This window comes from Pseudonocardia sp. KRD291 (assembly GCF_019263595.1).
Taxonomy (GTDB): domain Bacteria; phylum Actinomycetota; class Actinomycetes; order Mycobacteriales; family Pseudonocardiaceae; genus Pseudonocardia.
Window position 1 is genome coordinate 1 of the sequence record NZ_JADQDD010000010.1, and the last position, 25,192, is coordinate 25,192.

General features: G+C 70.1%; 27 protein-coding genes. 6 read left to right on the forward strand and 21 right to left on the reverse strand.

From position 1 onward, the window contains the following. Window positions 1-246 precede the first annotated feature (246 nt). Window positions 247-1,086 (forward strand): abortive infection family protein, encoded by an 840-nt coding sequence (locus I4I78_RS03040; protein ID WP_308251868.1) that lies wholly within the window; start codon window positions 247-249, stop codon window positions 1,084-1,086. Between the two features lie 20 nt (window positions 1,087-1,106). On the opposite strand, the gene xerC is transcribed toward I4I78_RS03040, so the two are convergent. The 3 genes from xerC to I4I78_RS03055 form a co-directional block, all read right to left on the reverse strand. Continuing rightward, window positions 1,107-2,246, reverse strand: coding sequence for a tyrosine recombinase XerC (gene xerC / locus I4I78_RS03045; protein WP_218609625.1), 1,140 nt, complete (start codon window positions 2,244-2,246; stop codon window positions 1,107-1,109). Then, on the reverse strand, window positions 2,243-2,452 hold the full coding sequence (locus I4I78_RS03050; RefSeq protein ID WP_218609626.1) for a helix-turn-helix domain-containing protein: 210 nt from the start codon (window positions 2,450-2,452) through the stop codon (window positions 2,243-2,245). The genes xerC and I4I78_RS03050 overlap by 4 nt, the downstream gene beginning before the upstream one ends. A 65-nt stretch (window positions 2,453-2,517) precedes the next feature. Further along, on the reverse strand, window positions 2,518-2,856 hold the full coding sequence (locus I4I78_RS03055; RefSeq protein WP_218609627.1) for a hypothetical protein: 339 nt from the start codon (window positions 2,854-2,856) through the stop codon (window positions 2,518-2,520). 93 nt (window positions 2,857-2,949) lie between these two features. Between I4I78_RS03055 and I4I78_RS03060 the strand changes: the two genes are divergently transcribed. The 4 genes from I4I78_RS03060 to I4I78_RS03075 all read left to right on the forward strand — a co-directional run bounded on the left by I4I78_RS03060 (window position 2,950) and on the right by I4I78_RS03075 (window position 5,852). Then, entirely contained in the window at window positions 2,950-3,183 is a 234-nt protein-coding gene (locus tag I4I78_RS03060; protein WP_218609628.1) for a hypothetical protein, read from the forward strand. 301 nt (window positions 3,184-3,484) lie between these two features. After that, the gene (locus I4I78_RS03065; protein ID WP_218609629.1) at window positions 3,485-3,769 is read left to right on the forward strand and encodes a hypothetical protein; all 285 of its coding nucleotides are present in this window, start codon (window positions 3,485-3,487) and stop codon (window positions 3,767-3,769) included. Beyond that, entirely contained in the window at window positions 3,766-5,193 is a 1,428-nt protein-coding gene (locus I4I78_RS03070) for a relaxase/mobilization nuclease domain-containing protein (RefSeq protein ID WP_218609630.1), read from the forward strand. The genes I4I78_RS03065 and I4I78_RS03070 overlap by 4 nt, the downstream gene beginning before the upstream one ends. Window positions 5,194-5,234: 41 nt before the next feature. Beyond that, window positions 5,235-5,852, forward strand: a complete 618-nt coding sequence (locus tag I4I78_RS03075; protein ID WP_218609631.1) for a hypothetical protein — start codon at window positions 5,235-5,237, stop codon at window positions 5,850-5,852. Between the two features lie 685 nt (window positions 5,853-6,537). On the opposite strand, the gene I4I78_RS03080 is transcribed toward I4I78_RS03075, so the two are convergent. The 12 genes from I4I78_RS03080 to I4I78_RS03135 form a co-directional block, all read right to left on the reverse strand. Beyond that, entirely contained in the window at window positions 6,538-7,122 is a 585-nt protein-coding gene (locus I4I78_RS03080; protein WP_218609632.1) for a prepilin peptidase, read from the reverse strand. Continuing rightward, window positions 7,119-10,223, reverse strand: coding sequence for a LysM peptidoglycan-binding domain-containing protein (locus tag I4I78_RS03085; protein ID WP_218609633.1), 3,105 nt, complete (start codon window positions 10,221-10,223; stop codon window positions 7,119-7,121). The genes I4I78_RS03080 and I4I78_RS03085 overlap by 4 nt, the downstream gene beginning before the upstream one ends. Window positions 10,224-10,228: 5 nt before the next feature. Beyond that, complete coding sequence (locus I4I78_RS03090; protein WP_218609634.1) at window positions 10,229-10,621, reverse strand: hypothetical protein; 393 nt, start codon at window positions 10,619-10,621, stop codon at window positions 10,229-10,231. Window positions 10,622-10,656: 35 nt separating this feature from the next. After that, the gene (locus I4I78_RS03095) at window positions 10,657-11,076 is read right to left on the reverse strand and encodes a TadE/TadG family type IV pilus assembly protein (protein WP_218609635.1); all 420 of its coding nucleotides are present in this window, start codon (window positions 11,074-11,076) and stop codon (window positions 10,657-10,659) included. Window positions 11,077-11,087: 11 nt separating this feature from the next. After that, window positions 11,088-11,468: a TadE family protein gene (locus I4I78_RS03100; RefSeq protein ID WP_218609636.1), complete on the reverse strand. Its 381-nt coding sequence runs from the start codon at window positions 11,466-11,468 to the stop codon at window positions 11,088-11,090. Window positions 11,469-11,478: 10 nt separating this feature from the next. Next, window positions 11,479-11,685, reverse strand: a complete 207-nt coding sequence (locus I4I78_RS03105; protein WP_218609637.1) for a hypothetical protein — start codon at window positions 11,683-11,685, stop codon at window positions 11,479-11,481. Between the two features lie 20 nt (window positions 11,686-11,705). Beyond that, entirely contained in the window at window positions 11,706-12,593 is an 888-nt protein-coding gene (locus I4I78_RS03110) for a hypothetical protein (protein ID WP_218609638.1), read from the reverse strand. After that, window positions 12,590-13,237 (reverse strand): type II secretion system F family protein, encoded by a 648-nt coding sequence (locus tag I4I78_RS03115; protein ID WP_218609639.1) that lies wholly within the window; start codon window positions 13,235-13,237, stop codon window positions 12,590-12,592. The genes I4I78_RS03110 and I4I78_RS03115 overlap by 4 nt, the downstream gene beginning before the upstream one ends. 257 nt (window positions 13,238-13,494) lie before the next feature. Further along, on the reverse strand, window positions 13,495-14,796 hold the full coding sequence (locus tag I4I78_RS03120) for a CpaF family protein (RefSeq protein ID WP_218609640.1): 1,302 nt from the start codon (window positions 14,794-14,796) through the stop codon (window positions 13,495-13,497). Window positions 14,797-14,861: 65 nt separating this feature from the next. Continuing rightward, a complete protein-coding gene (locus I4I78_RS03125; RefSeq protein WP_218609641.1) occupies window positions 14,862-15,608 on the reverse strand; it encodes a hypothetical protein in 747 nt (248 codons plus the stop codon). A 5-nt stretch (window positions 15,609-15,613) separates the two neighbouring features. Beyond that, window positions 15,614-16,234, reverse strand: a complete 621-nt coding sequence (locus I4I78_RS03130; protein ID WP_218609642.1) for an SAF domain-containing protein — start codon at window positions 16,232-16,234, stop codon at window positions 15,614-15,616. 877 nt (window positions 16,235-17,111) lie between these two features. Beyond that, window positions 17,112-17,501, reverse strand: coding sequence for a hypothetical protein (locus I4I78_RS03135; RefSeq protein ID WP_218609643.1), 390 nt, complete (start codon window positions 17,499-17,501; stop codon window positions 17,112-17,114). A gap of 390 nt (window positions 17,502-17,891) precedes the next feature. Between I4I78_RS03135 and I4I78_RS03140 the strand changes: the two genes are divergently transcribed. Beyond that, window positions 17,892-18,758 (forward strand): bifunctional DNA primase/polymerase, encoded by an 867-nt coding sequence (locus tag I4I78_RS03140; protein WP_226379013.1) that lies wholly within the window; start codon window positions 17,892-17,894, stop codon window positions 18,756-18,758. A 26-nt stretch (window positions 18,759-18,784) separates the two neighbouring features. Here the strand turns inward: I4I78_RS03140 and I4I78_RS03145 are convergent, their stop codons facing one another. From I4I78_RS03145 to I4I78_RS03170, 6 genes are all read right to left on the reverse strand, one after another. After that, window positions 18,785-19,303, reverse strand: a complete 519-nt coding sequence (locus I4I78_RS03145; protein ID WP_218609644.1) for a hypothetical protein — start codon at window positions 19,301-19,303, stop codon at window positions 18,785-18,787. Between the two features lie 39 nt (window positions 19,304-19,342). Further along, entirely contained in the window at window positions 19,343-20,080 is a 738-nt protein-coding gene (locus tag I4I78_RS03150; protein WP_218609645.1) for a DUF2786 domain-containing protein, read from the reverse strand. A 165-nt stretch (window positions 20,081-20,245) separates the two neighbouring features. Further along, the gene (locus I4I78_RS03155; RefSeq protein ID WP_218609646.1) at window positions 20,246-21,373 is read right to left on the reverse strand and encodes a hypothetical protein; all 1,128 of its coding nucleotides are present in this window, start codon (window positions 21,371-21,373) and stop codon (window positions 20,246-20,248) included. A 6-nt stretch (window positions 21,374-21,379) separates the two neighbouring features. Continuing rightward, window positions 21,380-21,904 (reverse strand): DUF4913 domain-containing protein, encoded by a 525-nt coding sequence (locus I4I78_RS03160; RefSeq protein ID WP_218609647.1) that lies wholly within the window; start codon window positions 21,902-21,904, stop codon window positions 21,380-21,382. Continuing rightward, window positions 21,901-23,763 carry a type IV secretory system conjugative DNA transfer family protein gene (locus I4I78_RS03165; RefSeq protein WP_218609648.1) on the reverse strand — a complete coding sequence of 621 codons (1,863 nt, stop codon included), beginning with the start codon at window positions 23,761-23,763 and terminating at the stop codon, window positions 21,901-21,903. The genes I4I78_RS03160 and I4I78_RS03165 overlap by 4 nt, the downstream gene beginning before the upstream one ends. After that, a complete protein-coding gene (locus I4I78_RS03170) occupies window positions 23,760-25,190 on the reverse strand; it encodes a hypothetical protein (RefSeq protein ID WP_218609649.1) in 1,431 nt (476 codons plus the stop codon). The genes I4I78_RS03165 and I4I78_RS03170 overlap by 4 nt, the downstream gene beginning before the upstream one ends. Window positions 25,191-25,192 lie beyond the last annotated feature (2 nt).

The window sequence follows — 25,192 nt, forward strand, 5'->3', positions numbered from 1 at the left end:
ACTGGGGGTCAAGGGGTCGCAGGTTCAAATCCTGTCGTCCCGACAGGCCAAAGGCCGGTATCCGATCTTCTGGGATACCGGCCTTCAGTGTCTCTACCTGCGGATACTCTCCCCTCGGGGTTCTGTGGGCTACCGCGCTCGCCGGCAACCCCGTGTCCGACTGCCGCTGCGAAGTGGATCGAGTGACTAACTGAGTGACTATCCTTTGCGGCCTCTGTCGTCGGGACACATCTATGGAGGCTTCACGTGAGTCCAGGACGTGACCTGCTCACCAGCACGACCCGAGGGCGGTTCCGCGACCTGTTGGCGGGTAGCTCCTACGGCCGCATCAGCGCAGCCTTTCAGGACGAGGGGTTCGCGCCGAACCCCGAAAGCAGTTGGGACGACGGCAGCGTGCGTCGAACCAGGACCCAGCAGTACCTCGAAGCCGTCGACTGGACCGACCCGAATCACGTCGTAAGGGCTCTGCGTGTGTTCGCCCGGCTGATGGACGACTACGACGGTCAGTACACCGAACTCGTTCTGAGGGCACTCCGCCGAGACGGCTGTCGGATCGACGACGACGGCTCGTTGATTCTCCCGCTTGCCCAGCTACCCCGGATCGCGCTCGACGGGCTTCGGGATCCCGCAGCGATCCTGGACAATCTTGACCGTATCCACCGCGCGATCGATGATGATCCCGCTCAGGCCGTCGGCAGTGCGAAGGAGCTCATCGAGAGCACGGCGAAGACGGTCCTGCTCGAGCGTGGCGAGCCGGTCAGCGAGAAGGCCACGATCGCTGCGTTGATCAGCCAAGCCCAGATGGCGCTGAACCTCCACCCGTCGTCGGCTACACCGGGCCCGGATGGCAGCGACGCGGTCAAGAAGATCCTCGGGTCGGTTATGACCGTGGCTATCGGCGTTGCCGAGCTGCGCAGCCGTGGTTATGGCACCGGGTACGGTGCGGCCGGCTCCCGGGTCGGCCTGCACTCCCGCCATGCGCATTTAGCCGTCAACGCCGCTGTCACCTGGTGCCGTCTGATGCTCGACACCCTCTCCGATCTCAAGGCCCCGTGGCGGTCACAGTCGTCGACCACGACGAACTGAACCCGCTGCGAACGCGGACCCTATTCCTCACCGATAGGGAAGATGTCGTTCATCGCCGTTGCGCCGTGGTCGAGGACTGGCCGGAGCTGCTGGCGGTACACGGCTTCGGTGATGGCAGTCCCGCTGTGGCCGACGAGCCGGGAGATGTGCTCAAGGGGCATTCCGGAGTCCGAGAGCAGGGACACGAAGCTATGCCGCATCTCACGTGGGGTCCACGCGGTGGCATCGAGTCCAGCGCTTGTCACGACGCGCCGGAAGGCGCGACGCACGTTGTGGGCATCCATCTCGGAACCGCTTCGGGTCGCGAAGACCAGCTGCCCCGGATCTGGTGCGGGCGTATGCCTGGCCGCCTGGCGTCGGAGCGCCGTCACGCATCGGTGCGGCATACCGAGCCGACGCCTTGATTTGCGTGTCTTGGTGTCTCCGCCTATGCGCACCGATCGCACCACGGCGATCGACGCCGGGATCGGAGGCGACGCCTCGGGCTGTCCAACCAGATCAACGTCTTCCCAACGCAGTGCGCGAAGCTCCTCGGTACGGGCGCCGGTAAGCAGCGAGAGCACGATGTAGGCGTGGAGGGGGCTCGACTCAGCTGCATCGAGGAGCGCGCCTGCCTGCGCGAGGTCGAGTGACTTGGATCGCCGCCCCGGCCGGCCGGCCGGAGGGCTGCACACGCTCACGACGTTGCGTTTGACCTTGTCGCGGGCCATGGCGTGGGTGACGGCCCGGTTCAGTATCGAGTGCATCAGACGGAGCGTTCGGGTACTCACTGATCGCGATTCCGTATTCAACCAGCGGTCAACGTCATAAGCGGACAGATCTCGGAGCTTGTGGGCGCCGAGTGGTCCCACGATGTGTTGCTCGGCGATCGTGGTGTAATTCTTGACCGTCGCCGGTGCCAGTCCGGAAACTCCATAGAACAACCAGTCCTGCACCGTCTCCCGCACCGTGTAGTGGCCGGGAGCGACGGTGGTGCCGTCCTCGTGATCGCGGAGGATCTCCCGCAGCTTGGCCTTGGCAGCCGTCTTCGTAGTTCCGCTGGCCTTGCGAGTGATCCGCTTCCCACGGCCGTCGAACCCTATGGCCGCGGTGGCGATCCAGCGCTGCCGTGATTCGTCCCAGTGCACACCGCCCTCGCCGCGGCTGCGCCGCGCCGTCATGAGGCCACGCCGAATCGACCCGAGGCTGCCGCCTCGCCTTCGAGTAGCGCGACGTACTCGGCGATGGCGGTAGCGGGGATCAGCCGGGTCCGGCCGACATGTACTGAGCGCAGCCTTCCGCATCGGAGCTGCTCGTAGATCGTGCTGCGCTTCAGAGAAAGGATCGTCATCGTCTCGTCGACCCGGTAGAGCTCCTTGTCCGCCATGAGGTCGTCTCCGTGCTGCCACGAGCGCCACGACGAGGGCACCCTGATCGTCTGCTGCTGCACGATCACGCTTCCGGTCGAGGTGTTCTGCTGCGTTGCTGTGGTGTGCTCGGTCCCGTTGGTGGGCCGTCGCTTCCGTCCGTGGGGTAGGGATGACGGTCAAACCGGCGGGGTTGTTCGACCCCGTCGACGAACCAGCTGATGGGCCGGCGGGTGCCGAGCTCGCCCATGAGGTACCGGGTCACCGATGCGGACAGGACCCCTGGATCCTTAGAGCGGTCAGCCGCGAACTCCTCGGCTGCGCCTTGGTTGTCGAAGACCACCTCGATGGCTCCGATGTCGTCGGGCTTCGATGCGTGGACGGAGAAGACGGCGGTGCGACGCCGCGCCTTGTCGGAGGTCATGCAGGTCAGCTTTCGGGTGCCCGAAAGCCGCGGCGGATCGAACTTCGGAAGTGTGGATAGATGCGCGTCGGCGGAGTCGGTGACAATGACGCGGTGGACCTCGCCGCGATGTCGGTGGACGAGCTCGTTTCTGCGGTGCAGCACTCCGAACAGCTGCGGCGCGCCGGCCGGGAGAACAGTGGCCGGCTCTTGGCCGAGCTCCACAGTCGTGAAGGTCTGTCGTGGCCGGCGATCGCGCGGCTGACGGAGATCCGTCAGACCACCGCCTACGACCTCGCTCGTCCGTTCCTGGACGTCACTTCTGGGGACGATGACCCGTCCGAGTAGGTCGGCGGGGATGGGCAGCGCCGCGGTGCCTGGTTTCGGGCGCAGCGAGATATGCCGGAAGCGATGCTTCCGGCTGCGGCCGTGGGCGGCCTGTTGGTCGGAACGAGGGCGTTCCGAGGCACGACGTCGTTTCGTACCGAGCGGGAGGAAGGATGCGCCCGAGACGCTGCGTCTCCGCTGACCACGGCGTGGCAGCGTCGCTGTGGTCCGCTCCCGGACTGTGTGCGGCGGGCCGGGCGACAACGAACCGGTTCGTCGTCGTCGCGTTCGCAGTGCTTCTCCGCGGACTCGCCAGGTCGTCGTGCGGTTCTCGGCTGAGGAACTCGACGCGGTCCGGGCTCGGGCGACGTTGGCCGGTTTCGCTGTCGGGGCGTGGATCGGACAAGCTGCGGTGGACGCGGCAGGCGGACGCGACTCTGCTTCGGCGGGGCTGCCGGATCTCCTGCGTCTTCATGCAGACCTCGTCCGGACCCAGCAGATGGCCGCCGCGTCAGGCCTAGAGATGGCGCGAATCGAGGAACTGCTCTTCCGGCTCGATGCGGTGATCGATGTTGTGACGGCCGAGTTCGAGCGAGGTCGGCGATGATCACGAAGGTCGTGCACGGTTGGCGTGTTGGGGGCCTGGTTGCCTACCTGATGGGTCCCGGGCGGGCGCAGGAGCATGTGCGCCCGCGCGTGATCGCGAGCTGGGACGGCCAGGACGCGGGCCGTCAGCCCCAGCAGGACGACGCTGGTGATCTCGAGTTGGGCCCCCTAATCCGGGCTCTCCGCGCCCCCGCGGTGGCAGCCGGGCTGCCCGAGAGGGACGAGGGCGGAAAGCGGGGCTACGTGTGGCACTGCTCTGTGCGGGTCGCGGCCGGCGACCGGGTGCTGTCGGACGGGGAGTGGGCGTCGATCGCGCGCGAGTTACTCGACGGGTCGGGAGTCGCCGCCACGGGCGACGCCGGCGGGCCTCGGTGGGTCGCGATCCGTCACGCGGACGACCACATCCATATCGCGGCTGTCCTGGTCCGGCAGGACACCTCCCGCCGGTTCTGGCCCAGCCACGACTACCCCCGCCTCCGCGAGACCGCGCGGCGGATCGAGCAACGACTGGGGCTGACCGTGACCGCGTCGGCCGACGGGACCGCGGCGAAGGCGCCGGGGCGTGGCGAGCTGGAGAAGGCTGAGCGCCAGGGACTGCCCCCGGCTCGACTCGAGCTGACCCGAGCTGTCCGGGCCGCGATGGCCGCGTCGTGTGACCTGGCCGGGTTCGTCGCCGCTCTCGAAGGAAACGGCTACCTCGTCGAGCTGCGACGTGCGCCGTCCGGTGATCCGCTGGGCTACAAGGTGGCCCGGCCCGGTGACGTGACCGCTGATGGTGCGCCTGTCTTCTACAGCGGCAGCAAGCTCGCTCCGGATCTGTCGCTGCCGCGGCTGATGCGAGCCTGGGAGGAGGCGGGGCGCGGATCCGATGCCGCCGATCCGGTGTCCGCGGCGCGGCGCCGCGTCGACAGCGCACGTGCCCTGGTGGGAGCAGCCCGTCGCGGCGACGCGGCCGAAGACCCGGACGGCGTGGCGCACGCGACGAGGGACCTCCTGGCCGCGGTCGGGGACTGGTCCGACGAGCTGGGTACGGCGGCCGAGCGCTTCGATCGGTCGGCGCGGCCCCCGCGAGGCCCGCAACGGGGGACAGGCGGCCCGACGTCGGCGGGCCTACGGCGGGTCGCCCGCCAGCTGATCAGGCGGCGCCGGATGCTGGGGGTGCAGGACGACGCCGGCGCTGCGGCGGTGGCGTTGGTCGTGTCCCTGGCCGCGTTGCTGCAGGAGATCGGGGCGTGGCAACACGGGCGCGACCGTGTCCATCAGGGCGCTGCGGCCCGGGACGCAGCACGGGACCTGAGCCAGTGGGCCGCCGGGCGGGTTCCCGCAGTACCGGACCCGAGCGCTGCGCGTGACCACGCCGCCGTCGTGCTCGAACCACGGCAGCACCGCACCGTCGGTCGAGGCTCCGGGCAACCGCGCGACTGAACCGGTCGCGCTACCGCAGGTGCTCGGAGGCGAGACTGAAGATGCAGCGCAGCCGGCAGGCGATCAACGTGGCCGTTGTTCTGATGGGGCTACAGGACACGACGGTGGCCGCCCATCGTCCCGGGACCGAGGGTGCGGCCGTGAGCGTCCGGATCGGCAGCGCGTTGCTCTATGTCGCCGACGCTGAGACGGCGTCGCGTTTCACCGGGGCCTGGAGATCGGTCGCCACCGCGGCCGAGCGCCACCTTCCCCGTCAGGGCAACCCGGCCAGAGCGACCCCGATGCCGGGAGTTGCCGAGCCGTCGGTGATGGTCGACGCGGCAGGGTCGCCGCCGGCGTTCGCTCGGCTAGAGCGTCCGGCCGGGCAGGCCAGCCACGCGCGGGTGGTTCTCGGTCGGATCATGTTCGACGTTCGTGACCTCGCGGCGTTCCGCACGACGGCGTTGGCGTTTGAGAGGGTCGAGGAGCTCTCGGCCAGCACATTCCTGCCCCGACCGGTCCAACCAGCCGCCAAGCAGCGCGCAGCGCGGACCGCGGGACGGTTCTTCGTCGCACCGGCCACGGACTCACGACGGCAGCGCCGCGCGGCAACCCGCTCCGGCCCGGCAGCTGCCCCGGCCGCAGCTCAGGCTTCGAAGGCAATCGAGAGCGGTCGATGAGATGACGACTCCCGATTACCCGGTGCTGTCGCTCGGCGGCTACGAGACCTATCAGCTCGCACACATCGCCACCTTCATCGCCGACCGGCTCGCCCGGCACCGATCCAGCAAGCGAGGACGCGAGGGCCGCGCGGACCGGGCCGCTGCGGTGCGCGATCTGGCTCTGGGGTCCACAGCCTTCGACGCCGCGGTCGGGGCGACCGAACCGACCCCGCCGCACGGGCTTCCGCGGCCCCTCGATGTGGGGACTTATGAAGCAGCCCGAGAGCTGATCAGCGCCGCGCCGCGCTCGGCTGATGTCGTCTCGCTGGCCGCAGTCGGTGAGCCGGGGTGGGCCGTCGTCGGGCACGTGCCCGGCCTCGGGCCTGTCGGCGCCGCGGTGTCGACCCAGGATGTCGCCGAGGCACTGCGCCGCCACATGTTGACGAGACCGGTCGCGGAGCTTGCGCCGTGGGTCGTGACCGACGCGCCGGCCGTCATACCGACGCTTCCCGAACGGATCGATCTGACTCGCGTGGTTCAACAGCTCGATCCCGAGGCGGTGAACGATCGGGCCGCCGCCGGTGCTCTTCGCGGACGCGACCCCTACACCGACGCCGCCATCGACGACCGATTCCGCGGGGTCGACTTGGATGCCCCGCCCGTGATCGAACCCCCGGGCCCACCGATCGCTGTGTCTCTTGGTTCAGAGCCCGGCGCCGGCGCTCAGCGTGCCGATCACGAGAGCCGGGCCGTAGGGGACGACCGCGCGGCGATGCCGGAATCCGACCAGGACTGCGGTCAGACCGACGAGTGCGACGATCCGCAGCAGGCCGCCCAGCAGCGCGTCGAGGTGAGCCAGGGCGATCGCCAGGGACGGGATCAGCTTGACGTCGCCCCATCCCAGGAGGTCCGTGGACAGGGCGGCCAGGACGATGGCCACCCCGCTGACTCCGGCGGCCACGGCGACGGCCCTGGCTCCGGCCGGGCCGGAGAAGGCGGCCACGACGAGGCTGGCGCCGAGAAGCGGCGCGGTGAGCACGTCGGGCAGACGCGACTCCCTGGCGTCGACCACGGCCGCGGCCGGACCGAGCAGCATCAGCGGAAGCAGGACCGCGACCGTCCGGCTGCCGTGCGTCGCGAGGGCTGGCGTGATGCCCGCCAGGGCCACGATCGCCGCGGTCTCGGCCCGTCCGGGCACCCATAAGGTGCGCATCCCACGCCGGGCCAGCACGAGGGTGAGCGGACCGAGCGCGGCGGCAGCCAAGATCGCCGTGAGCGTGGGCGTCACGACCGGGCCGTCCTGGCCGGGCCCGTCGGCAGGAGTTCGTTGAGGACCGCGAAGCTGTCCGGGGCCAGCTCCTCGGGCACCTCGAATCCGCGGGCGTCCAACAGCACAGAGGCGTGCAGCTCCAGTTCGGCGCGGTTGTCCTCGGCGTGCGCGACGCGCATCAGATCTGTCAGCGGCTGATCGAACGCGACGTCGATGTCGACGAATCGGGCCTGCTCGGCCGCGTGGCGGGCCAGGGCTGTATCTCCGGCTGCGAGGGCGATGTCGACCAGCTCGTGCGCGGTGTCGACGATGAACCCGGGGATCTGGAGGTCGTGTCGCTGGTCATGGTTGTTCAGCCACGCGTAGCCGCCGGGACGCAACGCGCTCAGGACGGGCCCCCGGATCAGGGCCAGGGCCGCTTCGTAGTCGTCGAGGCCATCCGAGCGACCGGCGCCGTGGCGGGCCTGGCCGCGCTTGCGGAGGCGGCGGAACAGGTCCCAGTCCGACAGGTGCCCGCGCAGGCGATAGGTGCTGTCGTTCTGCATGTCGCTGACGAACGTGGCGCCCGGATCGCCGCCCAGGCCCCGGCCGGCCCAGCGCCGAGCACCGTAGAACGCGTGCCGGATCGTCGAGGGGCTGATCCGGTGGCCGTCGGGCCACAGGTCGGTGACAGCCTTGGCTGCGGTGACGCCGGCCGGATGCAGGCTCAGGTAGACGAGAACCTCGGCGAACCAACTGGGGCGGGCGGTCGGCGGGGGGCCGGGCGCCCGGACGGTCGGTTCCCCGAGTATCGCGATCATCGGCTGCACGGGTGTGTTCCCGTCGTGCCACGCCGCCAGGTCGTCGTCGAGGCGCGGATCCTGGTGCTCGACCATGGCCAGGCGGCGGAGTGCCTCAGGATCAGCGGACGATCGGGTCAGCGGCACCACGTCGGACAGGCCGGAGTTCGGGCTCGACGGGCCGCCCTCGACGTCGTCATCGGGATCGTCCCCGTTCTCGACGGCCGGAAGGTCGTCGGTCAGCGCCCCGTCCTCATCCATGCCGTCGGCCCACGCCTCGGATCCGTCGGCGGGGCCCACCGGCACCGCCGGCTCGTCGGTCGATCCCAGAAGCGATGCCAGATGCGTTCCGGCGTTCTCGGTGAGTTGCACGGCCCACCACGGCCCGTCGTCGCCATCGGGTAGCTCGAGAACGCCGTCGGGCAGGACGCAGGTCCGTGTCTCCTCCGGATCGAACACGACGACGCAGACGGCGGCGCTGCCGGCTCCGGTGGTGACCAGGTTCCGGAGCCGGGCCCGCTCCTGCTCTGTGGGCTCGGCCGCGGACAGGACAACGGTGGGCAACCAGGAATCGGCCGCGACATCGCGGAGGCGGCCTTCTACCGCCGAGGCCATCTGGTGCCGACCAAGCTCGGAGCGGGTCGCTTCGGCCCGGTTCTCGATCTTCGTGAGCGCCGCAGAGAGGTCGGGTGCTTGCAGCATCTGCTCGGGGTTCAGGGTGATCAGTTCGTCGTCCAGCCCGACCAGGATGATCTCAGCGTCCTCGGCGGTGCGGTTGGTGGCCAGCTCGGCCGCGAGGTGCCGTAGCAGCGCAATCACCCGGAGCCGGTCGCCACCGATCGAGAGGACGCCGCGCTCCTCGAGCTCGAGGAGCAGGCGCCTGTCGTCGTCATCGGCGGTGGCGACGGTAACCAGCGCCGGGAACGGGGAGCAACATCCTGCTGCCTCGCCCTCGGGCACCGGGAGCGTGGCGGCCGGGTCGAGGTTCCATTCGAGCTCGCCGGCTTCGGTGAACGGATCTGGTGCCGACGTTGGAGAAGCAAGAGTGAGTCGCGCACCGGAGGAAGCCACCCGGACCAGACGTAGCGCTGGCGTCACCGATCGGTCCCGACCCGGATGTGCCAGTGAGCGCAGCGCAAGATCCAGACCGAGGGCATGTGCGGCCGGGGGAGCGGTCGCTGCCGACCACTCCAAGCGACCGGCCGAGTCGTCCGACGGGACCGAGATCCTGTGCCGGGCTGGCCGGTATCGGAGTTGGCGCCGACGGCGAATGGCGAGCGCCGCGATCACACCAGCTGCGATCAGTGTCGAGATCCCTGCGGCGGCGATGACCGGCATCGCCTCGAAGCTCTGGTCATCATCAGGGGTTGGTGCGGGCTCCGCCTGCGGCGGATGCTGCGGAGCAGCCGTCGGTACAGAACCGGCCACCGGCGGATTCGTCGCGGGCGGTCGCGTCGGAGTCGGGGTTGCCGAAGCCGCTGGCGGGTGGGCGGTATCGGGCACCGAGGACGAGGGTGCGCCACCGGGCGCCGGTCCAAGACCGTGCAGGGTGAGCGTCCAGCCCGGGCGTAGCTGGTCGGGGTCATCGAGTCTCGCGCCTCCCGGCTGCGTACTGCCCGAGTTCGCGGCGAAGAGATCATCCGCTCGAGCCGGATCACCGAGGTACTCGGCCGCCAGGCCAGTGAGGGTGTCGCCGGGCCCGACCCGGATGACGTCAGCGGCGTCGGCCGGCATCACCAGCTGCCAACCGACAGTGAGAACTGAACCCTCGGTCAGGCGCCCACCGTCGGCCTGGACATGTCCGGCGTTGAGCTCGTAGATCTCACGCCACCGCAGCGGATCTCCGAGAGCCGTTTCCGCAATCCGCCAGAGGGTGTCCCGTGGGGCGACGACGTGGACGGGTCCGTCAGCGAGGGTTCCGTCGACGACCGACATAGGCTTCAGCGGCTGTATCAACGCGAGCGTCGCCGTCACGGCTGCGGGTGCGGCAAGGGCAGGGCCGGTCCCGAGCAGCATGGCGACGAGCGCGCCGGCGACCAGACCCCCGAGGCGGAAACCGGGCATGGTGATCCGCGGCGGCGGCCGATGAGCCAGGGCGGCCAACAGCTCCCCGACGAGCGAGACCGCGAGGATCAACCACACCACCGTCGCCACGACTGCGAGGAATCCCATCAGCAGGGTTCCGTCGTCCGGACGCAGGATCAGGTCCGACGGAGACCCGGCGAAGGAACCGATCTGGAGGAGGAGTGGCGTTCCGAGCCACCAGAGTGCGACAGGTACACCGATCAGAATTCCAGCGATGGCCAGGGCTCCAGTGACAGCTGAGGCGATGCGAGACACGACCCTCACGGCGTCCCTCCACCCGTCGGGTCTGCGACGAGAAGCGCCTCGGCCGTTCCGGTGCTGACGATCTCCGCGCGCCCGATGATGCCCAGCAGGATGGTGGGGCGGGTGAGCCGAGCCTCGACCCTGATCCGCTGCGGGTCCACGATCTCCGCCGACCCGTCGGCTCCGGCCTGTGCGAGGTAGGAGCGGGCCGACGCCACCGCCGCGACCGGGTCGACCGCCACCCGGCCTCCCCGGAGCTGCGTCACATCGAGGGCCTGCCCAGCGGCCCGCGCGGCCTCCTCGGCGATCGCATCAGCACCGGCGAGACCCTGCGCAGCGCGGACGCCGTCGATGCCCAGCCCGATCGCGACGAACAACGCCAGGACGGCGGCGGCCATCGGTGCACTCACAGCACCACCGCCCCGCTCGGTCACTACACGGCCGATCATGAACGCTCCCGCCACCGATCGATGGGGCTGCTGAAGCTGGCTACGACGGTCCGCGTGCCAGCGCCCGGGACACCGAGTTCCGACCAGTCGACCGAGCACCGCACCGTCGCCTCGGCGGAGGACGGTGTCCCGAGCGGCACGGAGAAGCCGGTGGCGTCCACCTCGACATCCATCTGCGTGCAGCGCAGGCCCTGTTCGGAGAGTCCGAGGTCGGCGGCACGTCGCGCCTGCGCTGAGGCTGACGCCGCGTCGCGCTGCAACGACGCGACCCGCGCAGCCGATCGCGCTGCATGCTCCACCGCGGACTCGGCCGACACGAGCCGCCCACCGGCAACCGCGAACGCGATGAGCAGCCCGACGACCACTGTCAGGACGGCCGCCTCGACGGAAGGACTGCCACCGCGCTCCTCGTCCACGGCCGTCCCGATCACCCCGCCACCCGCTCGAGTCCGCCGACCGCTTCCCGACTGACCTTCAGCGGGACGCCCGGAACGAGCGACAGAGCCGTACCGGTCACCCGAACCCGGAGAAGACCCGTACCGTCGTCGACGGACGCGGAGACGTCGACACCGGTGAGCACCGACCCGGCTGCGCGCCGGAGGAAGTCGTCTGCGTCGCGACTGGCGGCTGCGGTGACCGACTCCGTCGCGAAGTACCGCCCGGATCGCAGACCGTCCTGGGCCGCCGTCAGAGCCAGCTGGCCGGCGTAGAACAGCAGTGCCACCTGGACGACCGCGAGGATCAAGAGGATGAGGACGCCCCACAACAGCGCCATCTCGACGCCGGCCGATCCGCCACGTTCGTCCACGGCCCTGCGCCTACTTCAAGGCGCCGAGCTTGTCGGCCACGAACGCGGCGACGCCGGCCGCGATCACGCCGGCGATGACGGCGCCCGCCGAGATGTGGAACCCCTCGTCGGTGTTCCGTCCTCCTCCGCGCTCGTCGATGGGTTCCAGTCGCAGGCGGACGTTCCAGGCGTAGTGCTGGAGACGTGTGAGCACGCGGTTGACAAGTTGGACGATCACGATCGAACCTCCGATGGGTGTCAGACGCTGCCCAGCAGCGCTGTTCCTGCGGGAAACAACACCCAGGCGGCGATCAGAAAAACCTGAAGCGCCCCTGGGGTACTCATCTGGCCGCTCGCGCGGTTGGCGTCCGCGTGCTCGTCGGCGAGGAGCTCGTCACTGAGACTTTCCGCGCGGGCGAGCAAGGTGCCGACGACCGTCGCACCGTCGTGTCCGGCAGCGGCGGCGATCGCCGAGAGATCTGCCAGTTCGTCGACCTCGACGCGTTCGCCGAACCGTCGGAGTCCCTCCCACGGCATCTCGCCGGCCATCTGCGCAAGCTCGAGTTCGTCGCGGAGCCGACGCATCGCCCAGCTGTCGGCCAGCAAAGTTCCGGGGACGGTCAGCGCGGTCGACACACCGGCGCCTCCACGACGGAGCAGCCCGACCTGCTGCAGGTAGGCGACCAACGCCGATCTGAGCTGGATGCGGGCATCGTCGGCTCTCGCCATGACGCGACGGGAATGCCCCGTCCATCCGACCAGCAGACCCACGACGGTGAAGCCACCGGGGATCACCAGTGGGAGCCCGGTGCCGACGAGCGCGAGGAGCCCGGCCAGCGCCGGCCCGGCGCCGGCGAGCACTGCCGCCGAGGACGCGGCCCCGATGAGAAATCTGTCCCGACCGATTCCGAGGAGCTCGAGGTCGCTGTCGGGAACCGCCACCGGGACGCGACGCAGTGTCGGTAGCAGAGCGCGATGCCACGCTTTCTGCATCGCGGGCACGGCGGCTTTCCCTACACGTTCGTCGAGTGCGATCAGCGCCTCGGCGAGAACCGGGGGGCGGCGGCGCCCGGCCGTCACAGCCAGTGCCAGAGCGGCTCCGATGAGCGCCCCGGCCAGCAGTACGAGTCCCAGACCGCCGGTCACGAGGCACCGGCCGAGACGCCGAAGAAGCGCGGAGCCTTCTTTCCGAGGGACAGTCGGCGCATCCAGACCAGGAGCGTCGCCGTCGCGATCAGCAGGGTGGCCATCACGGCCTGCCCGGCCGCGGTCTCGTAGGGCGCAGCGAAGGTGGGGACGAGAGCCAGCAGAATGAGCAGCCCGGCCTGGATCACGAGCAGCATCCGGATCGACTGCCGGGACTCGGCTCGTGCGGCCTCGATCTCCCGTCGTGCGCGAACGTCGCGTGCGACGCCGTCAGCGAGCTGCCGCAGCACCTGCGCGATCCCGGTGCTCTGCTGGTTCAGCGCCAGCAGCAACGCGGCGGCCACGGCATCGCCGGTGCGGTCGTCGACGGTGTCCGCGAACTCGCGAAGGGCAGCGGCAGGATCGCGGTTGTCGGTCTGCATGCGCCGGGCCAGGGTTCGCACCGCGACTGCGATCGGTTCCTCGACGCGGGTCGCCGTCGTGGCGATCGCCTGCGCCAGCCCGATCGCACCGCCTCCGGCAAGGGTGTCGGCCATCCGGCGGCACCAGGTCTCGAGCGCTTCGAGGGTGGAGATCCGTTCCTGCACGACGCGGGCTGATCCCAGCAGCCACGGAAGCCACAGCCCGGCCACGACCACAGTCACACCGGCGACCGGCCACCCGGACACGGCCCAGATCACCGCCCCCGCTACGGCCCAGACCACGGCCCGTCGGCGGGCCGGGCGAGATCGGACGGGGTCTCCGAGCGTCGCCGAGATGACTCGGAGACGGAGAAGCCACGGTCGCTCGGGGGCGGCAGGGGCCCGCGCGGCAACGGGCCGTGGTCGGCCACCGACGATCGCCATGCACCCGGCGAGGGCGAAGCATGCTCCCGCCAGCAGCGCGGCCGTGTGCGCGAGCGTCATCGGGACCACCCATCTCCGGCGACGTGCAGGAACCCGAGGTCGAGTCCTATCTCCTCGAACGGACGTCGGTTCTGGGGGAGCAGTTGGAACACCCCACGCGGGTCGGCGCCCTTCGGCGCGAAGATGCGGTTCATGGCGACGCCGCCGTTCTCCCCGACCGAGGTCACCTCGGCGACCTCGGAGACGAACCGCGTGCGGCGGCCCTCGGGGGTCGTCGTGTGGCGTAGGTGAACGACGTAGTCGATGCCCTGTGCGGCAAGGCGGGTCACGAAGGCGTCGGACCAGCCTGAACCGGCGCCCTTCATCGTTGCGGTGACCAGCCGTTCGAAGGCGTCGGACGCGGAGCCGGCGTGCAACGTGCACATCGACCCCGGCATACCGGCGTTCATCGCTTCGAGCATCGGCAGCGCCTCCGCTCCGCGGACCTCGCCGACGATCACGCGTGTGACCGACATTCTGAGCGTCTGGTGCAGAAGGTCCGACAGGGTCATCTCTCCGGCCGGACGGCCGGTCGACGGGTCCCGCTCGGTCGAACCTGCCCGGCACTCCGCGGCGTAGAGCAGCGGTGGCCGCTGGGGCAGCCTGTGCAGGTTGAGCTCGAACTCCGTCTCGAGAGTGGCGAACCGCTCGCGCGGGTCGATCTCGCGGGCCAGCGCCCGGAGCATCGTGGTCTTCCCGCAGGCAGGCATCCCCGTGACGAGGGTGCTCTGTTTCGCCTTGACCAGCGCGGCGAGAAACCGCCCCATGACCGTCGAGACCGTGCCGAGGCGGACGAGGTCGTTGATCTGGACGTCGACCAGCCGGTGCTTGCGGATGGTGACGACCGGCCGTGGGACGACCTCGCGCATCGCCGCCAGCCTTGAGCCATCCGGCAGCTGCATGTTCAGACACGGCTGGGCGGGGGAGAACGCTCGCTCCGAACTGCCATGGTGCGCGGCGATGTGCTGCAGCTGCTGCACCAGGTCGGAGTCGGTGTCCGCGATGGGACTCTGGGCCGGGCGGATGGAGCCGTCGGTCATGCGCAGGACCGGGGTCTCGCAGCCGGTGATGTGGATGTCCTCCACCCCGGGCACGTCGAGCAACGCCTGAATGCGGCCGAGGCCCCACACCGTGTTCTCGACGGTCCGGGCGATCGTCCGCTCGACCTCCGGGTCCAATTGCTGTTCGCCGTCGGCGATGCGGCGTCGTGCTTCGAGGTCGAGCTCGGCCTGGATCCAGGCCAGCATGATCTGTCTCTGGTCGGCCGGATCGAGACGATCGCGCTGCGGCTCGTCGGCGAGACGTTGCAGGACCGCCATGTGAACGTGTTCAGCCAGTCGACGATCGGTGTGCGGGCTGCGAGTCGCCCCGTTCGACGGCCGCGTCACGCTGCACCGGCCCCCGCCGTGCCCGCCCGGACGAGCTTCGCGGCGATGCGATTCGCCCCCCGTTGAAGCGGACTGCGATCGAACGCTCGAGCAGGCGGAACCCCGTCGCTCCAGACGTCCGCCGCTCGACGGTCGCGGGGGAGCTCACCCAGCAGCGGTAGCCGGCACCCGGCGGCGATCTCCGAGGTCGAATACGGCTCGTCCGGGCCGACGACGAGCAGCGAGACGCGGACGTCGCCCGGTTCGGCATTGAGCTCCTCGCGAAGGAGCGGAGCGATCCGGGAGCCCGCCCGGACGGCCCGGAGGCCGGATCCGACGACGAGGACCACGACATCGCAGCCGCGCAGAAGCGGGGTGACACCGTCGAGGACGGCGAAGCGACCGCAGTCGGCCACCGTGTCGGCTCCGGGCATGCGGCCCAGGGCGGCACCCAGCTGTGTCCACGCGACGCTCGATGCCTGTCCGACACAGCCGAGTCCGGCGAGGATCGGAGGCGCGTGCGGGGCGGGGCGATGTACGCGTCGACGGAGGGCTTCGTCAAGGCCGGTGGAGCGGAGGTCGACGACGGCGTCCGCGAGGCCCGATGCCGACGGCCATTCGCCGCCGCCGAGCCCGGCGCCGATGTCGCCGCCGAACGGGTCCGCTTCGAGCACAAGCACCCGGCGGGGCCACTGCGATGCGACTGCGAGGGCGGACGTCGTCACGCCGGGACTGCCCTTCGCCGAGACCATTCCGACCAACACCGTCGTCACCCCCGGGCCACGAGGACGACGGCTACACGGTCGTCGACGGAGGCCAGCGCCAGGTCTTCGGCATCGGCCTGACGGACGAGGACGTCGATGCCGCGCCGGCCCGTCGTGTCGGGTTCGCCGGATCGCACGACGACGGCTCGCCGTGGAGGGCGGCCGGCACCGGTCACGACGAGAACCTCGTCCCGCGGGGCCAGCGATGCGGAAGGCGCGCGGCCGGACTCCACCGAGAGCCCCACCACGGCTTCACCGGGGGCCGGCACTCGCTCTCCGGTCACCGAGTCGGGAGTGAGGATCTGTCCGGCCCGAAGGTCGGTTGCAGTCAGCTTGCCGACGACCGAGTCGACCTCGCTCCACTCAATCGTGGCCAGTCCGGTGTCGGTGGGGAGCTGCACCTCTCGAAGATCGACGATCTGAACGGCGGCGCCGAACGACAGCGGCTGCGCGACCCCCACCACGCCCACTCGACTCACCGCAGCGCGGTAGGCGTACGCGCCCAGCAGCGCACCGAGGATGGCGAGGACGACGGACAGCAGGAGTACCCGTGATGACCGTCGGCGTCGAAGGGGCCGCGATGTCGGTTCGGGAGGTGCACTCCGCGCTTGAGCCGTGGTGGTCATGATCCGTCACCACCGACCAGCACCTGAACCTCGCTCACGGCCAGCGTCGTCTCATTCGGGACTCGGACGATCTGCTCGCCGGCGACCGGAGCGCCACCACTGGCCCCTGACCACGTCACGGTCCAGACGCTGGTCGCCGTGATGGTCCAGCGCCCGGTTCCCGCAGTCCGGTCCGGGAGCGACCGCCGTTGATAGGTGTAGCCGCAGTCGGGTGACTCTCCCTCCTGCCCCGTCCACGGTGTTCCCGGCCCGGCGCACCGGACGACGGCGCCGGGAGGGCCCATCGCCCACTCCACCTCGGAAAGCTGCGCCGTTGCGGTGACGCTTGCTGCGCCGGCGGTGGCCGTTGCGGAGACCGGGCCGGTGTACGCCGCACCGCCGTCGATCCACAGCCACATCGGCACCCCGACGAACCCGCGATCGACGCCCGACGTGTGCAGCACCGGCGCAGGCAACGAGAGTTGTTCGACCGCTCGCTGGGCGAGGATCTCCGGCGGCACTGCAGGAGCGGCAGGCTGCCCATCAGGCAATGGTTGCGCGAGGAGGCCCGAAAGGTCCCGTACCGGCCGTTGGCTCCATCCTCCGGCGGGCCCGGCTCCAGGAAACGCCCTCAAAGGCGGCGGAGGCGGAGGGGTCGGCAGGCCTGTTGATTCGTCGGACGACGCGACCCGCTGGGGCCGCTCGGACGTACGGGACCCCGAGTCATGTTCGTGCGACCGTCGCATCGGTTCGACAGCGCGACGACGACCCGGGTCGACGGCGCTGATGAGACACCGCCCGATGCTGTCGACGACCGCGCAGCGCGGGGGACTCATCGCTCCTGCGTGGACCGTTGTGATCATCAAGGTCGGCAGGAGCAGTCCGACGACCGACGCGCTCAACACGGCTCGGCCAAGGACGGCGCTGTTCTCTCGACCACCCACCGGTCGCCGCGGGGGATCACCTCGGCCCGGTAGAGGTAGCGGGGAACGCGGTTCGCCAAGTCGTCGAGGACCTGGCCGTTGTCATCCGAGACGAGCCGCGAGCCGCTGATGTCGACGCAGTCGATGGTTCTGACCCGGTCAGCCGCAGCCGTGGCCACCTTGGGTGCGCGAGAGACCGTCCCCTCCGTGTGAGCCGGGATCCCGGAGTAGCTCGCGATGTCCCTGTCCAAGGACTGGAGTGCCTGACCCGTGGCTACCTCCCGGGTCCTGGATGTCCAGTCCCGCGCACCTGGTGAGGCGAGCGCGGCGTCGGTGACCGTCCAGAACTCCTCGTAGGCGGCCAAGGCTTTCCGCTCCACCGGATCGTTCGTCGGAGGCGCACTCGTCGGCGACGGCTCTGCGGGATCGGGCGCTGAACAGCCCACGACAAGTCCGGCTGCGAAAAACGGAATCAGCCACCGGTGGCTGTGCCTTGTCGTCACGTGTCCCCCTCGAATGCCGGTGCAGCTGAGGTTGCGCCGAGGCGTGGTCGCTGCGTTGCTCCTGCGTGGTCGGTCCGTGACGCCGATCGGTGATCGACGTCACGTAGATAGCAATCTGATCGGTCCCGGGCGACAGAACGGGCATTTGTCCCCTGATCGGACCAGCAATCCGACGACCACGGTTTGCTCGCGCGAACACGGCAATCTGCGGATCTCCCGATGAAGGGGGCTGAGATGCCGTCTGACCGCCTGATGCGCGCGGCGTGTTCGCTGGCCGCCCGAGGCCTGTGCGTCTTTCCGCTCCGGCCAGGTACGAAGATCCCTGCCGTACGACGAGACTGGGAGGGATGCGCGACCACCGACGTCGGGCAGATCGAACGATGGTGGATGCGTGCGCCCTACAACGTCGGGGTCGCGACGGGGCCGTCACACCTACTGGTGATCGACCTGGACGCGCCGCAGCGGTCCGACCCCGACCGGCGCCACGGAAGGCAGGTACTGGCCGAGCTCGCTCGTGACGAGCACGAGGTCGTTCCGCGCGACACCCTGACGGTCGTGACCGCACGTGGTGGACAGCATCTCTACTTCCGGGCGCCGGCAGGGGTCCCCCTGACCAACACGGCGGGTCGGCTCGGGCCCCATGTCGACACCCGCGCACGGGGCGGTTACGTGGTCGGGCCCGGGTCGCGGAACGGGAGATCGGGTTACCGAATCGTCCATGGGGACGACCCCGCACCAGCCCCGGCCTGGATCATCGCGGCGCTGCAGCCGTCTGTCCCTCGCTGCCCTCCGCGGCAGGAAACTGTCCATCCCGCGTACATCCGGGCAGCGATCGACGGCGAGATGCGACGGGTTTCCGAGGCATCGCCAGGTCGACGGAACGCCACGTTGTTCCAAGCTGCTGCCCGCCTCGGACGCTTCGTGCACGCCGGCCAGCTGAAAGACGGCGACGTCGACGCGGCTCTGCACGCCGCGGCGTCCCGGCACGTCGGAGTCGAGAGATTCAGCGCCGACGAGATTCGCCGGACCATCCGATCCGGCCTGGTTCGGAGCGGCCGGGACATAAGACATCGGCGAGGCGATGATCCGGTCCTCGGCAGCGGTCGCGGCCCGAGCTGACGGACGGCCCCCGCGGCGCCGCTTGATCATCTGATGACGAAGAGGACGGCTCCGGCACGCGCAGCTCCGTATACCATCGCCAGAGCACCGAGTCCCGCGGCGATCCACGCGACGGGCAGCAGCAGCCACAAGCTGATGTCGTCGTCACGCTCGGCCGCCGCAACGACCGGTCCCGAAGGGCCGTCGCCGAATCGGTCGGTGAGCACTCCGCGGGAGAGGGCCACCGTTAGTGGCGCTCCGTACCCGTCTCGTGCCGGCACCTCGATCCGGATCTCGTCTACCGGCTGACGGAGTGATCGCCATACTGCCGCGGCAATGCGATCGACCGCTGTGGCCGCGTCGGGACACCCGGCGGCGCGAACGGTCATCGCGACGCCGGAGGTGGCGGGCGCGCGTTTGGTCGTGATCGACGTGCAACCGGTCTGGACGTCGAGATTCCCGGACGACGACGGGATGCATGCGCTGCAGACGATTGCGAGCATGACGACGATGACGGCCGTTCGAAGTGTGGACACAGACCCGAGGTTCGAGCCGGTGGAGGTCATAGACAATGACAGCGTCACCGTTGTGGATAACTCCGGGCGTCAACCTCGCTCGATGGACCTCCTGATGCGCTCGACGCGCTTGTGCCCTACATCCGCGCGCCGTCCAGCTTCCGCGCCGGCGTGGTAGCCGGTTCCGGACAGCCGACGTGGACGAGCAGCTCGGAGGGTCCCGAACTGCTCGTCGTACGCACGGTCGACCAGAGATCGCCGGTCGGCGAGCACCAACGCAGCTGACGGTCGTCCGGCGACGAGCTGCGCGTCGTGGTCGCGGACAGCGACTGTGCCGGCCTCGGACAGCCTTCGATGGACCTCAGCGGCGAAGCCGATGAGCCAGGTCCGACGGAATGCGGTGGTCGACTCGTTCGACCATGCAGGCGGTCGTTGCCGGACCAGCGAACGCGTCGCCTGCAGCAACAGCGACGTGTAGGTGAGCTCAACGCGATTCAGGTCCGACTCGAAGCCCATCACCGTCACCGCGGCGGTCTGACCCCGGCCGAACCCTGGATGCCGCACGACACGGCAGTTCGTCGTGCTGGCGACGCAGCCCGCGAGCGTCGCCTTCTCGGTCGAGTACGGGTCGGTCATGGTGATGCGCCGACTCCCGACCACATCCTGCGCGTCTCCGGCCGAGGCGACCATCGCGGCGTCGACACCGTGCCGCGCCATCATGTCCGCCGCCTTGGAGTTGTAGACATCGGCCTCGTCCGGGGTCGCGGCCCGTTCGGCCTTCGCGAGCAGCTTTCGGATGATCTCGAGCTTGTGGTCCTCGGAGTCCATGAACAGTCACCTCTCGACAAGCAGACCCGGTGGCCCGGGTCGGGTGAGTCCGGTAGTAACGACTCGCATCGGTGATCCCGTGGTCGCTGCCGTACGAGCCGAGGAACCCGGAGTCGGGATGCGTGGCTGATCCGTGGTCACGCCTGTGTCCTGCGCCGTGGGCGGCTATCGCTCGATCGAGAGGTGCACGTGGTCGTAATGGCCACCGGTGGCGTCGCTCGGGTCATAGACGCCGCCTCCGGTGTAGGGGCGTCCCCAGCCGCCGACGTCCGAGGTGCCGGGAGTCCAGATCCGGCCCTGCCAGATGATGTAGGAGACGTTCAGGGCTGCGGCGTGGGTGCGGAGCCAGTTGGCGAGGCGCCAGCCGTTCTGTAGCTCCTGGCCTTGGGGGAAGCGACCGGCCGTCGTGGGGAAGAAGTCGCACGCCTTTCCTTGAGGGTGGTCGCTGGTGGGATTCCAGGCGTGCGCGTCCCAGCAGCCCGCGGAGCGGAGGACGCTGCTCCCGCCGGGAGGCCCGAAGATCCTCGCGATCTCGTCGTACGCGTGGCGTGTTGCGGCGCTCAGGCAGCGTCCGCCGGTGGGATCGGCGGCCGTACAGCCGCGACCCGCCTCACCGGCCGGGGCGGGAGCAGGGAGATCGCCGACGGCGGCCCCTCCTGCGGCGGCGCCGAACACGTTCACCAGTGCATGGACCCGCTCGATGTAGGTGTGCACGAGGTCGGAACAGCGCCGGTCGCAGCCGGCCTCGCCCGCCGCCGGAACCCCACTCGCCGAATCGGTGACGCGACCGCAGCCCGCGATGTGGCAGACGAGCATGGCGTCGAGCGGGGGCGTCGGTTTCCGGGTCGCCCGTAGGTGGGCGAACGCGAAGCGGAGGTTGCCGCAGACCCAGGGGATGGCACGACGAAGGTGCGCCTCGGGCTGGAGGACGTCGCTGCCTGCGGCCGGCGGAGTGGTGGGCCAGCGGGCGCCCCCGGCGGCGCGCCAATTCGCCTCGTTGAGCTGGTACAGCCCCGCTGCGCCGCCGTTGACGTCACGGCTGAACGCGGCGGGATCCCAGCCGGACTCGGCCTCGACGTGGGCAACGACCCACACGGGAGGAAGTTCCGGGCATGCGTCTGTGGTGACGGCACTGATGGTCCCGAGCTGCTCGGAGGCGAGGGCAGGGACGGCCGCCGCGTTCACGGCAGCCGCCGGTGTCGCAGCAGTGAGACCCCCGAGTACCGCGGCGACCAGGATGAGCGGGAGGAGGACGGCGATCAGGAGGCCGCCGGCGATGGAGACGCCGCGCATCTGCGATCACTCGTTGTCGTCGGGCGTCCGGGTAGGCAGAGTCGCCAGGGGTGTGTGGCCGTTGAGGCTGCGGTATCGGGTGTTCTGCTGGCAGTCGGCGAACGGGCCGAGCGGGGTCAGCAGTTCGCGCAGGCACGGGTCGAGGTGGTCGCGGATCCAGATCGACATCGCGGCACCGGGTTCGGGTGCGAGTTCGGTCCACGCCCGCCGGAGCGCCTCCAGGCGGAACACGGCTTCGGGGTGCTCCCACCACAGAGGGCACCAGGTGAGCTCCCCGCGAAGTGGACGAGCGATGACCGAGGTGACCGTCTCGTGCACCCAATCGATCAAGGTATCGACGTCGAGCCCGTCCTCCGCGGGCTGGGCGTTCGTGCCCGGGACCGTCTCGGGGACGGGCATGCCGTTGAGCAGCTCGTCGAGCAGGTCTGACTGGTGGGTGCGCCACGCCTCGAGGGCCTGGACCCTTCCGAGCAGATCCTCGATCAGCTCTTCTGGCGTGCGAGCGGTGGTGCCGGACTCGGGCGTTGTCATGATCCGTCTCCTGGAGGCGGCCACGCGGCGCCGTCGAGGGCGCTCGGGGCGACACGATTGATGGGGTTGTCCGCACCGAGTGCTGCGGCGGCGGCCAGCCGGAGCTCGGCGAGGGCGATGTCGGCGTAGTCGCCGATGTCGGTGTGCTCCCGCTCGCGGTACCAGGGGTGGAGGGCGCCGAGGCCGGCGCGGCGGCCGGTCGAGAGCAGCACCGCTCGGTCTCGCGGGATCGCTCGTAGCGCCGAGGCGGGCATGACGGGTTCGCGGGCTTCGGAGTACTGCCGGGAGGTGCGGGTGCGGTCGACGCTGGTCGAGATACGTTCGACGTAGTGGTCGCCGATCAGGCCGGAGAGCTTCTGCAGGAAGGCGTGATCGTCGACGCCGGCCCCGACGAGTTTGATGGTGGCCGCGGACCAGAGGGCCTGCATGCCCTGCTCACCCCACACACCGACGCCCTGCTGGTAGCTCTGGAGCATGGTCAGGACCTGGATGCCGCGGGAGCCGTAGTGGCTGTAGAGCTGGGGGAGTGCACGGATCGGGCAGATGTTGGCGGCCTCGTCGAGCACGGCGACCATGGGAGGCTCGAGGCGTCCTCCCGATGCCTGTGCCAGGAGTTCGGCGATCTCGAGGATCCGGTCCACGAGTGCTGTGACGACCGGTGCTGCCGTACCGGCGCCCTCCTTGGACAGCAGCTGCACGGTGGCCCGGCCCTCGCGGCCGGCCGCGAGGAGGTCCCACAGGTCCAGCTCGACCGGCGGGTCGACGACGAGCAGTTCGCCCCAGGTGTCGGGAGGGGTGACCCACCGCATCAGCCGTTCCGAGGTGAGCGACTTCGTGGCGGTGCGGGCGGTCTGGAAGATGCCCTTCGTGGTCACGTCGGCGCCGGCGAGGGTGGCCTCGAGATCGGCGGCTTCGGTCTCGGCGCCGGCCTGGTCGAGTGCGGTGATGGCGTCGCGGCGTCCGGGCTGCAGCCATGCCACCACGTCGCGCATCGTCCCGCCGCTGATCGCGGCGGCGAGTAGCGTTGCGGTGAGGACCTGTTCCCCTGCGGAGTGGAAGAACGGGTCGCGACGCTCGCCACCGATGGTGCCCATGAAGTGCCCGGCCAGTCGTGCTGCGGCTTCGACCCGCTCGGTCGGATCGGCGTCGGCGATGCTGCGGAGCGGGTCCCACCACCAGGTCTGCTCGGCGTGGGCGATGCGCTGCGGGTCGAAGGTCCACACGGGGCCCGCCTGCGCGCGCATGCCCGCGGTCAGCGCCCATAGGTCGGCCTTGTTCGAAGTGGCCACGACCAGACCGGGAGCGGAGAGCACGGTGGGGACCGCGATGGCGCTGGTCTTGTTGGACCGCGGCCCCATGATGACGAGGGCGACGTCCTCCCACGACATCCAGACCTCGCGACGATCGATCGTCAGGAGACGAAGGCCTCGGGCGAACGACTCGGCCGTGTCCGCCGTCGGCCGGAGCTGAAACGCCCTGCACCGGGCGGCGTCACCGGTGAGCTCGCCCAGGTCGGCTGCGCGCAGCATGGACCTGCGGGGATCGCCGCGGCGTCCCCGGCGACGGATGACGAATGCGCCGATCACGCCGGCGACGCCCAACTCGACCGCGACCAGAACGATGATCACGACAACGAATATCGACGTGATCGCGCCCGGAACGAGGACCGCTTCTGTCCCGCCCTGCACCAGGTCGCCCAGAATCGTGGTGCCGGGTCGGGGAATCGACCAGGTTCCGAGTCCGGCCAGCGATGCGACTCCGGCCGCGATCCATACGTCGCCGTTGAGCAGCACGGCCAGCGAGATGACGGCGAGCAGTGTCAGCGGCGCCGTGGCTTCCCGGAGCCCTCCCGGGGTCATGAGGTTTCCGGACGGAATGCGCGGTCGGTGTCGTGCAGGGCGATCTCGCTCGGCGTGAGGGTCAGGGCGACGGGCAGCCCGACCCTCTGGCCGGACTTGATGAGGTACTTGCCTCGTCCCGGGTGGATGCGTCCGGCATGCCATGTCGGTGGAGCGGCCCAGGACGTGATGAGTGCGGCCTCGCCCTCGCTGAGTGAGGTGATGCGGCGGACCCCGTCGAGTTCCTTCTCGGCCATCCCTCCGAGCAGCAGGACGCCGTTGCGGGACGCCATTCCGCGGGCCTTCGCGCGGTCCGACTCGGTGGGTAGGGCTTCGAGGTCGTCGAGGGAGTGGGTGATCTGGAAGGAGACGACGCCGCGATGGCGTCCCAGCCGGGTGATCCGGTCGGATCGCTCCACCAGGCCGGGCGCGACGCGAAGGGCTCGCCAGAGCTCGTCCTGTACCTGGACGACGTTGCGCCGTCGTGAGCCGTAGGCGGCGGCGTCGGTGAGTGCCGCGGACCAGGCCCAGGAGCAGAGCATCGCTGCGGCCACGACGTCGTCGTCATCGTCGTCGAGTGCGCTGATGTCCAGGGACAGGGCCGGGGTGTCGGGGTCGAAGCGGGCGGTGCTGGGCCGGTCGAAGATGCCGCGGATCGCGCCCTCGCACAGCAGCCCGAGCGCGTTGATCAGCGAGCGGGCGCTGCGGCCGTAGTCGAGTTGATCGCTGCACGCGGCGATCGTCATCAGCTGGGGTGCGCCTGAGACCAGTACCTCCAGGACGTCGGGGATCAGTGGCTCGCGCTCGCCGGCCGAAGCCACGGCGCGATCGAGCGCCGCACCGAGGAGTCGTCGCTCGGTGACGTCCGGTTCGTTGCGGCGCACGATCGTCACGAGCGCGTCCAGCAGAGACAGACGTCGCGCGCGCAACGTCTCCAGCAGCCGCGTCCGGTCGGTCACCGGCGCGGTGTGCAGCGCGGCGCGCAGCGGTCCGGCGTCGAGTGGGTTCAGGGAGTGCAGGCCACGGCCGAGACGCCAGACCGCACCGTCGAGGGCCTGGACGAGCGGGGTGTACTCGCCCTTGATGTCGCCGGGTACGACGGCGCGCATGCCGAAGCCGACGAGGCCGGCTAGCAGGCGCTTGGTGATGGAGGACTTGCCGATGCCCGGTTGGCCCTGCACCCATACCCCGGTGTTGGACACGAGGCCGGCGCGCAACCAGTGGGCCGGGTCGAGCCCGACCGGCTCGGCGGTGTGCAGATGTCGTCCGATGGGCACGCCGCGGACGTCGGAGCCCGACGATGTGGCGAACGGGAACAGTCCGCAGATCTGGCTGGTGGTGCCGGCGAAGCGGCTGCCGGCCTCGACGTGCGCTGCGCGGCCGCCGCCGGGTACGGGCCAGCCCCAGCTCCGCGGGACCGGGTCTGTGCCGTGCTGTTCGACCGTCATGG

What these genes read in the sequence shown, in the direction of transcription:
- I4I78_RS03120 (WP_218609640.1), bottom strand. Translation starts at nt 14,796, where the DNA reads ATGGCGGTCCTGCAACGTCTCGCCGACGAGCCGCAGCGCGATCGTCTC.
- I4I78_RS03155 (WP_218609646.1), bottom strand. Translation starts at nt 21,373, where the DNA reads ATGCGCGGCGTCTCCATCGCCGGCGGCCTCCTGATCGCCGTCCTCCTC.
- I4I78_RS03130 (WP_218609642.1), bottom strand. Translation starts at nt 16,234, where the DNA reads ATGACCACCACGGCTCAAGCGCGGAGTGCACCTCCCGAACCGACATCG.
- I4I78_RS03165 (WP_218609648.1), bottom strand. Translation starts at nt 23,763, where the DNA reads ATGACCCCGGGAGGGCTCCGGGAAGCCACGGCGCCGCTGACACTGCTC.
- I4I78_RS03070 (WP_218609630.1), top strand. Translation starts at nt 3,766, where the DNA reads ATGATCACGAAGGTCGTGCACGGTTGGCGTGTTGGGGGCCTGGTTGCC.
- I4I78_RS03055 (WP_218609627.1), bottom strand. Translation starts at nt 2,856, where the DNA reads ATGACCTCCGACAAGGCGCGGCGTCGCACCGCCGTCTTCTCCGTCCAC.
- I4I78_RS03075 (WP_218609631.1), top strand. Translation starts at nt 5,235, where the DNA reads ATGCAGCGCAGCCGGCAGGCGATCAACGTGGCCGTTGTTCTGATGGGG.
- I4I78_RS03050 (WP_218609626.1), bottom strand. Translation starts at nt 2,452, where the DNA reads ATGGCGGACAAGGAGCTCTACCGGGTCGACGAGACGATGACGATCCTT.
- I4I78_RS03150 (WP_218609645.1), bottom strand. Translation starts at nt 20,080, where the DNA reads ATGGACTCCGAGGACCACAAGCTCGAGATCATCCGAAAGCTGCTCGCG.
- I4I78_RS03170 (WP_218609649.1), bottom strand. Translation starts at nt 25,190, where the DNA reads ATGACGGTCGAACAGCACGGCACAGACCCGGTCCCGCGGAGCTGGGGC.
- I4I78_RS03160 (WP_218609647.1), bottom strand. Translation starts at nt 21,904, where the DNA reads ATGACAACGCCCGAGTCCGGCACCACCGCTCGCACGCCAGAAGAGCTG.
- I4I78_RS03140 (WP_226379013.1), top strand. Translation starts at nt 17,892, where the DNA reads ATGCGCGCGGCGTGTTCGCTGGCCGCCCGAGGCCTGTGCGTCTTTCCG.
- xerC (WP_218609625.1), bottom strand. Translation starts at nt 2,246, where the DNA reads ATGACGGCGCGGCGCAGCCGCGGCGAGGGCGGTGTGCACTGGGACGAA.
- I4I78_RS03145 (WP_218609644.1), bottom strand. Translation starts at nt 19,303, where the DNA reads ATGACCTCCACCGGCTCGAACCTCGGGTCTGTGTCCACACTTCGAACG.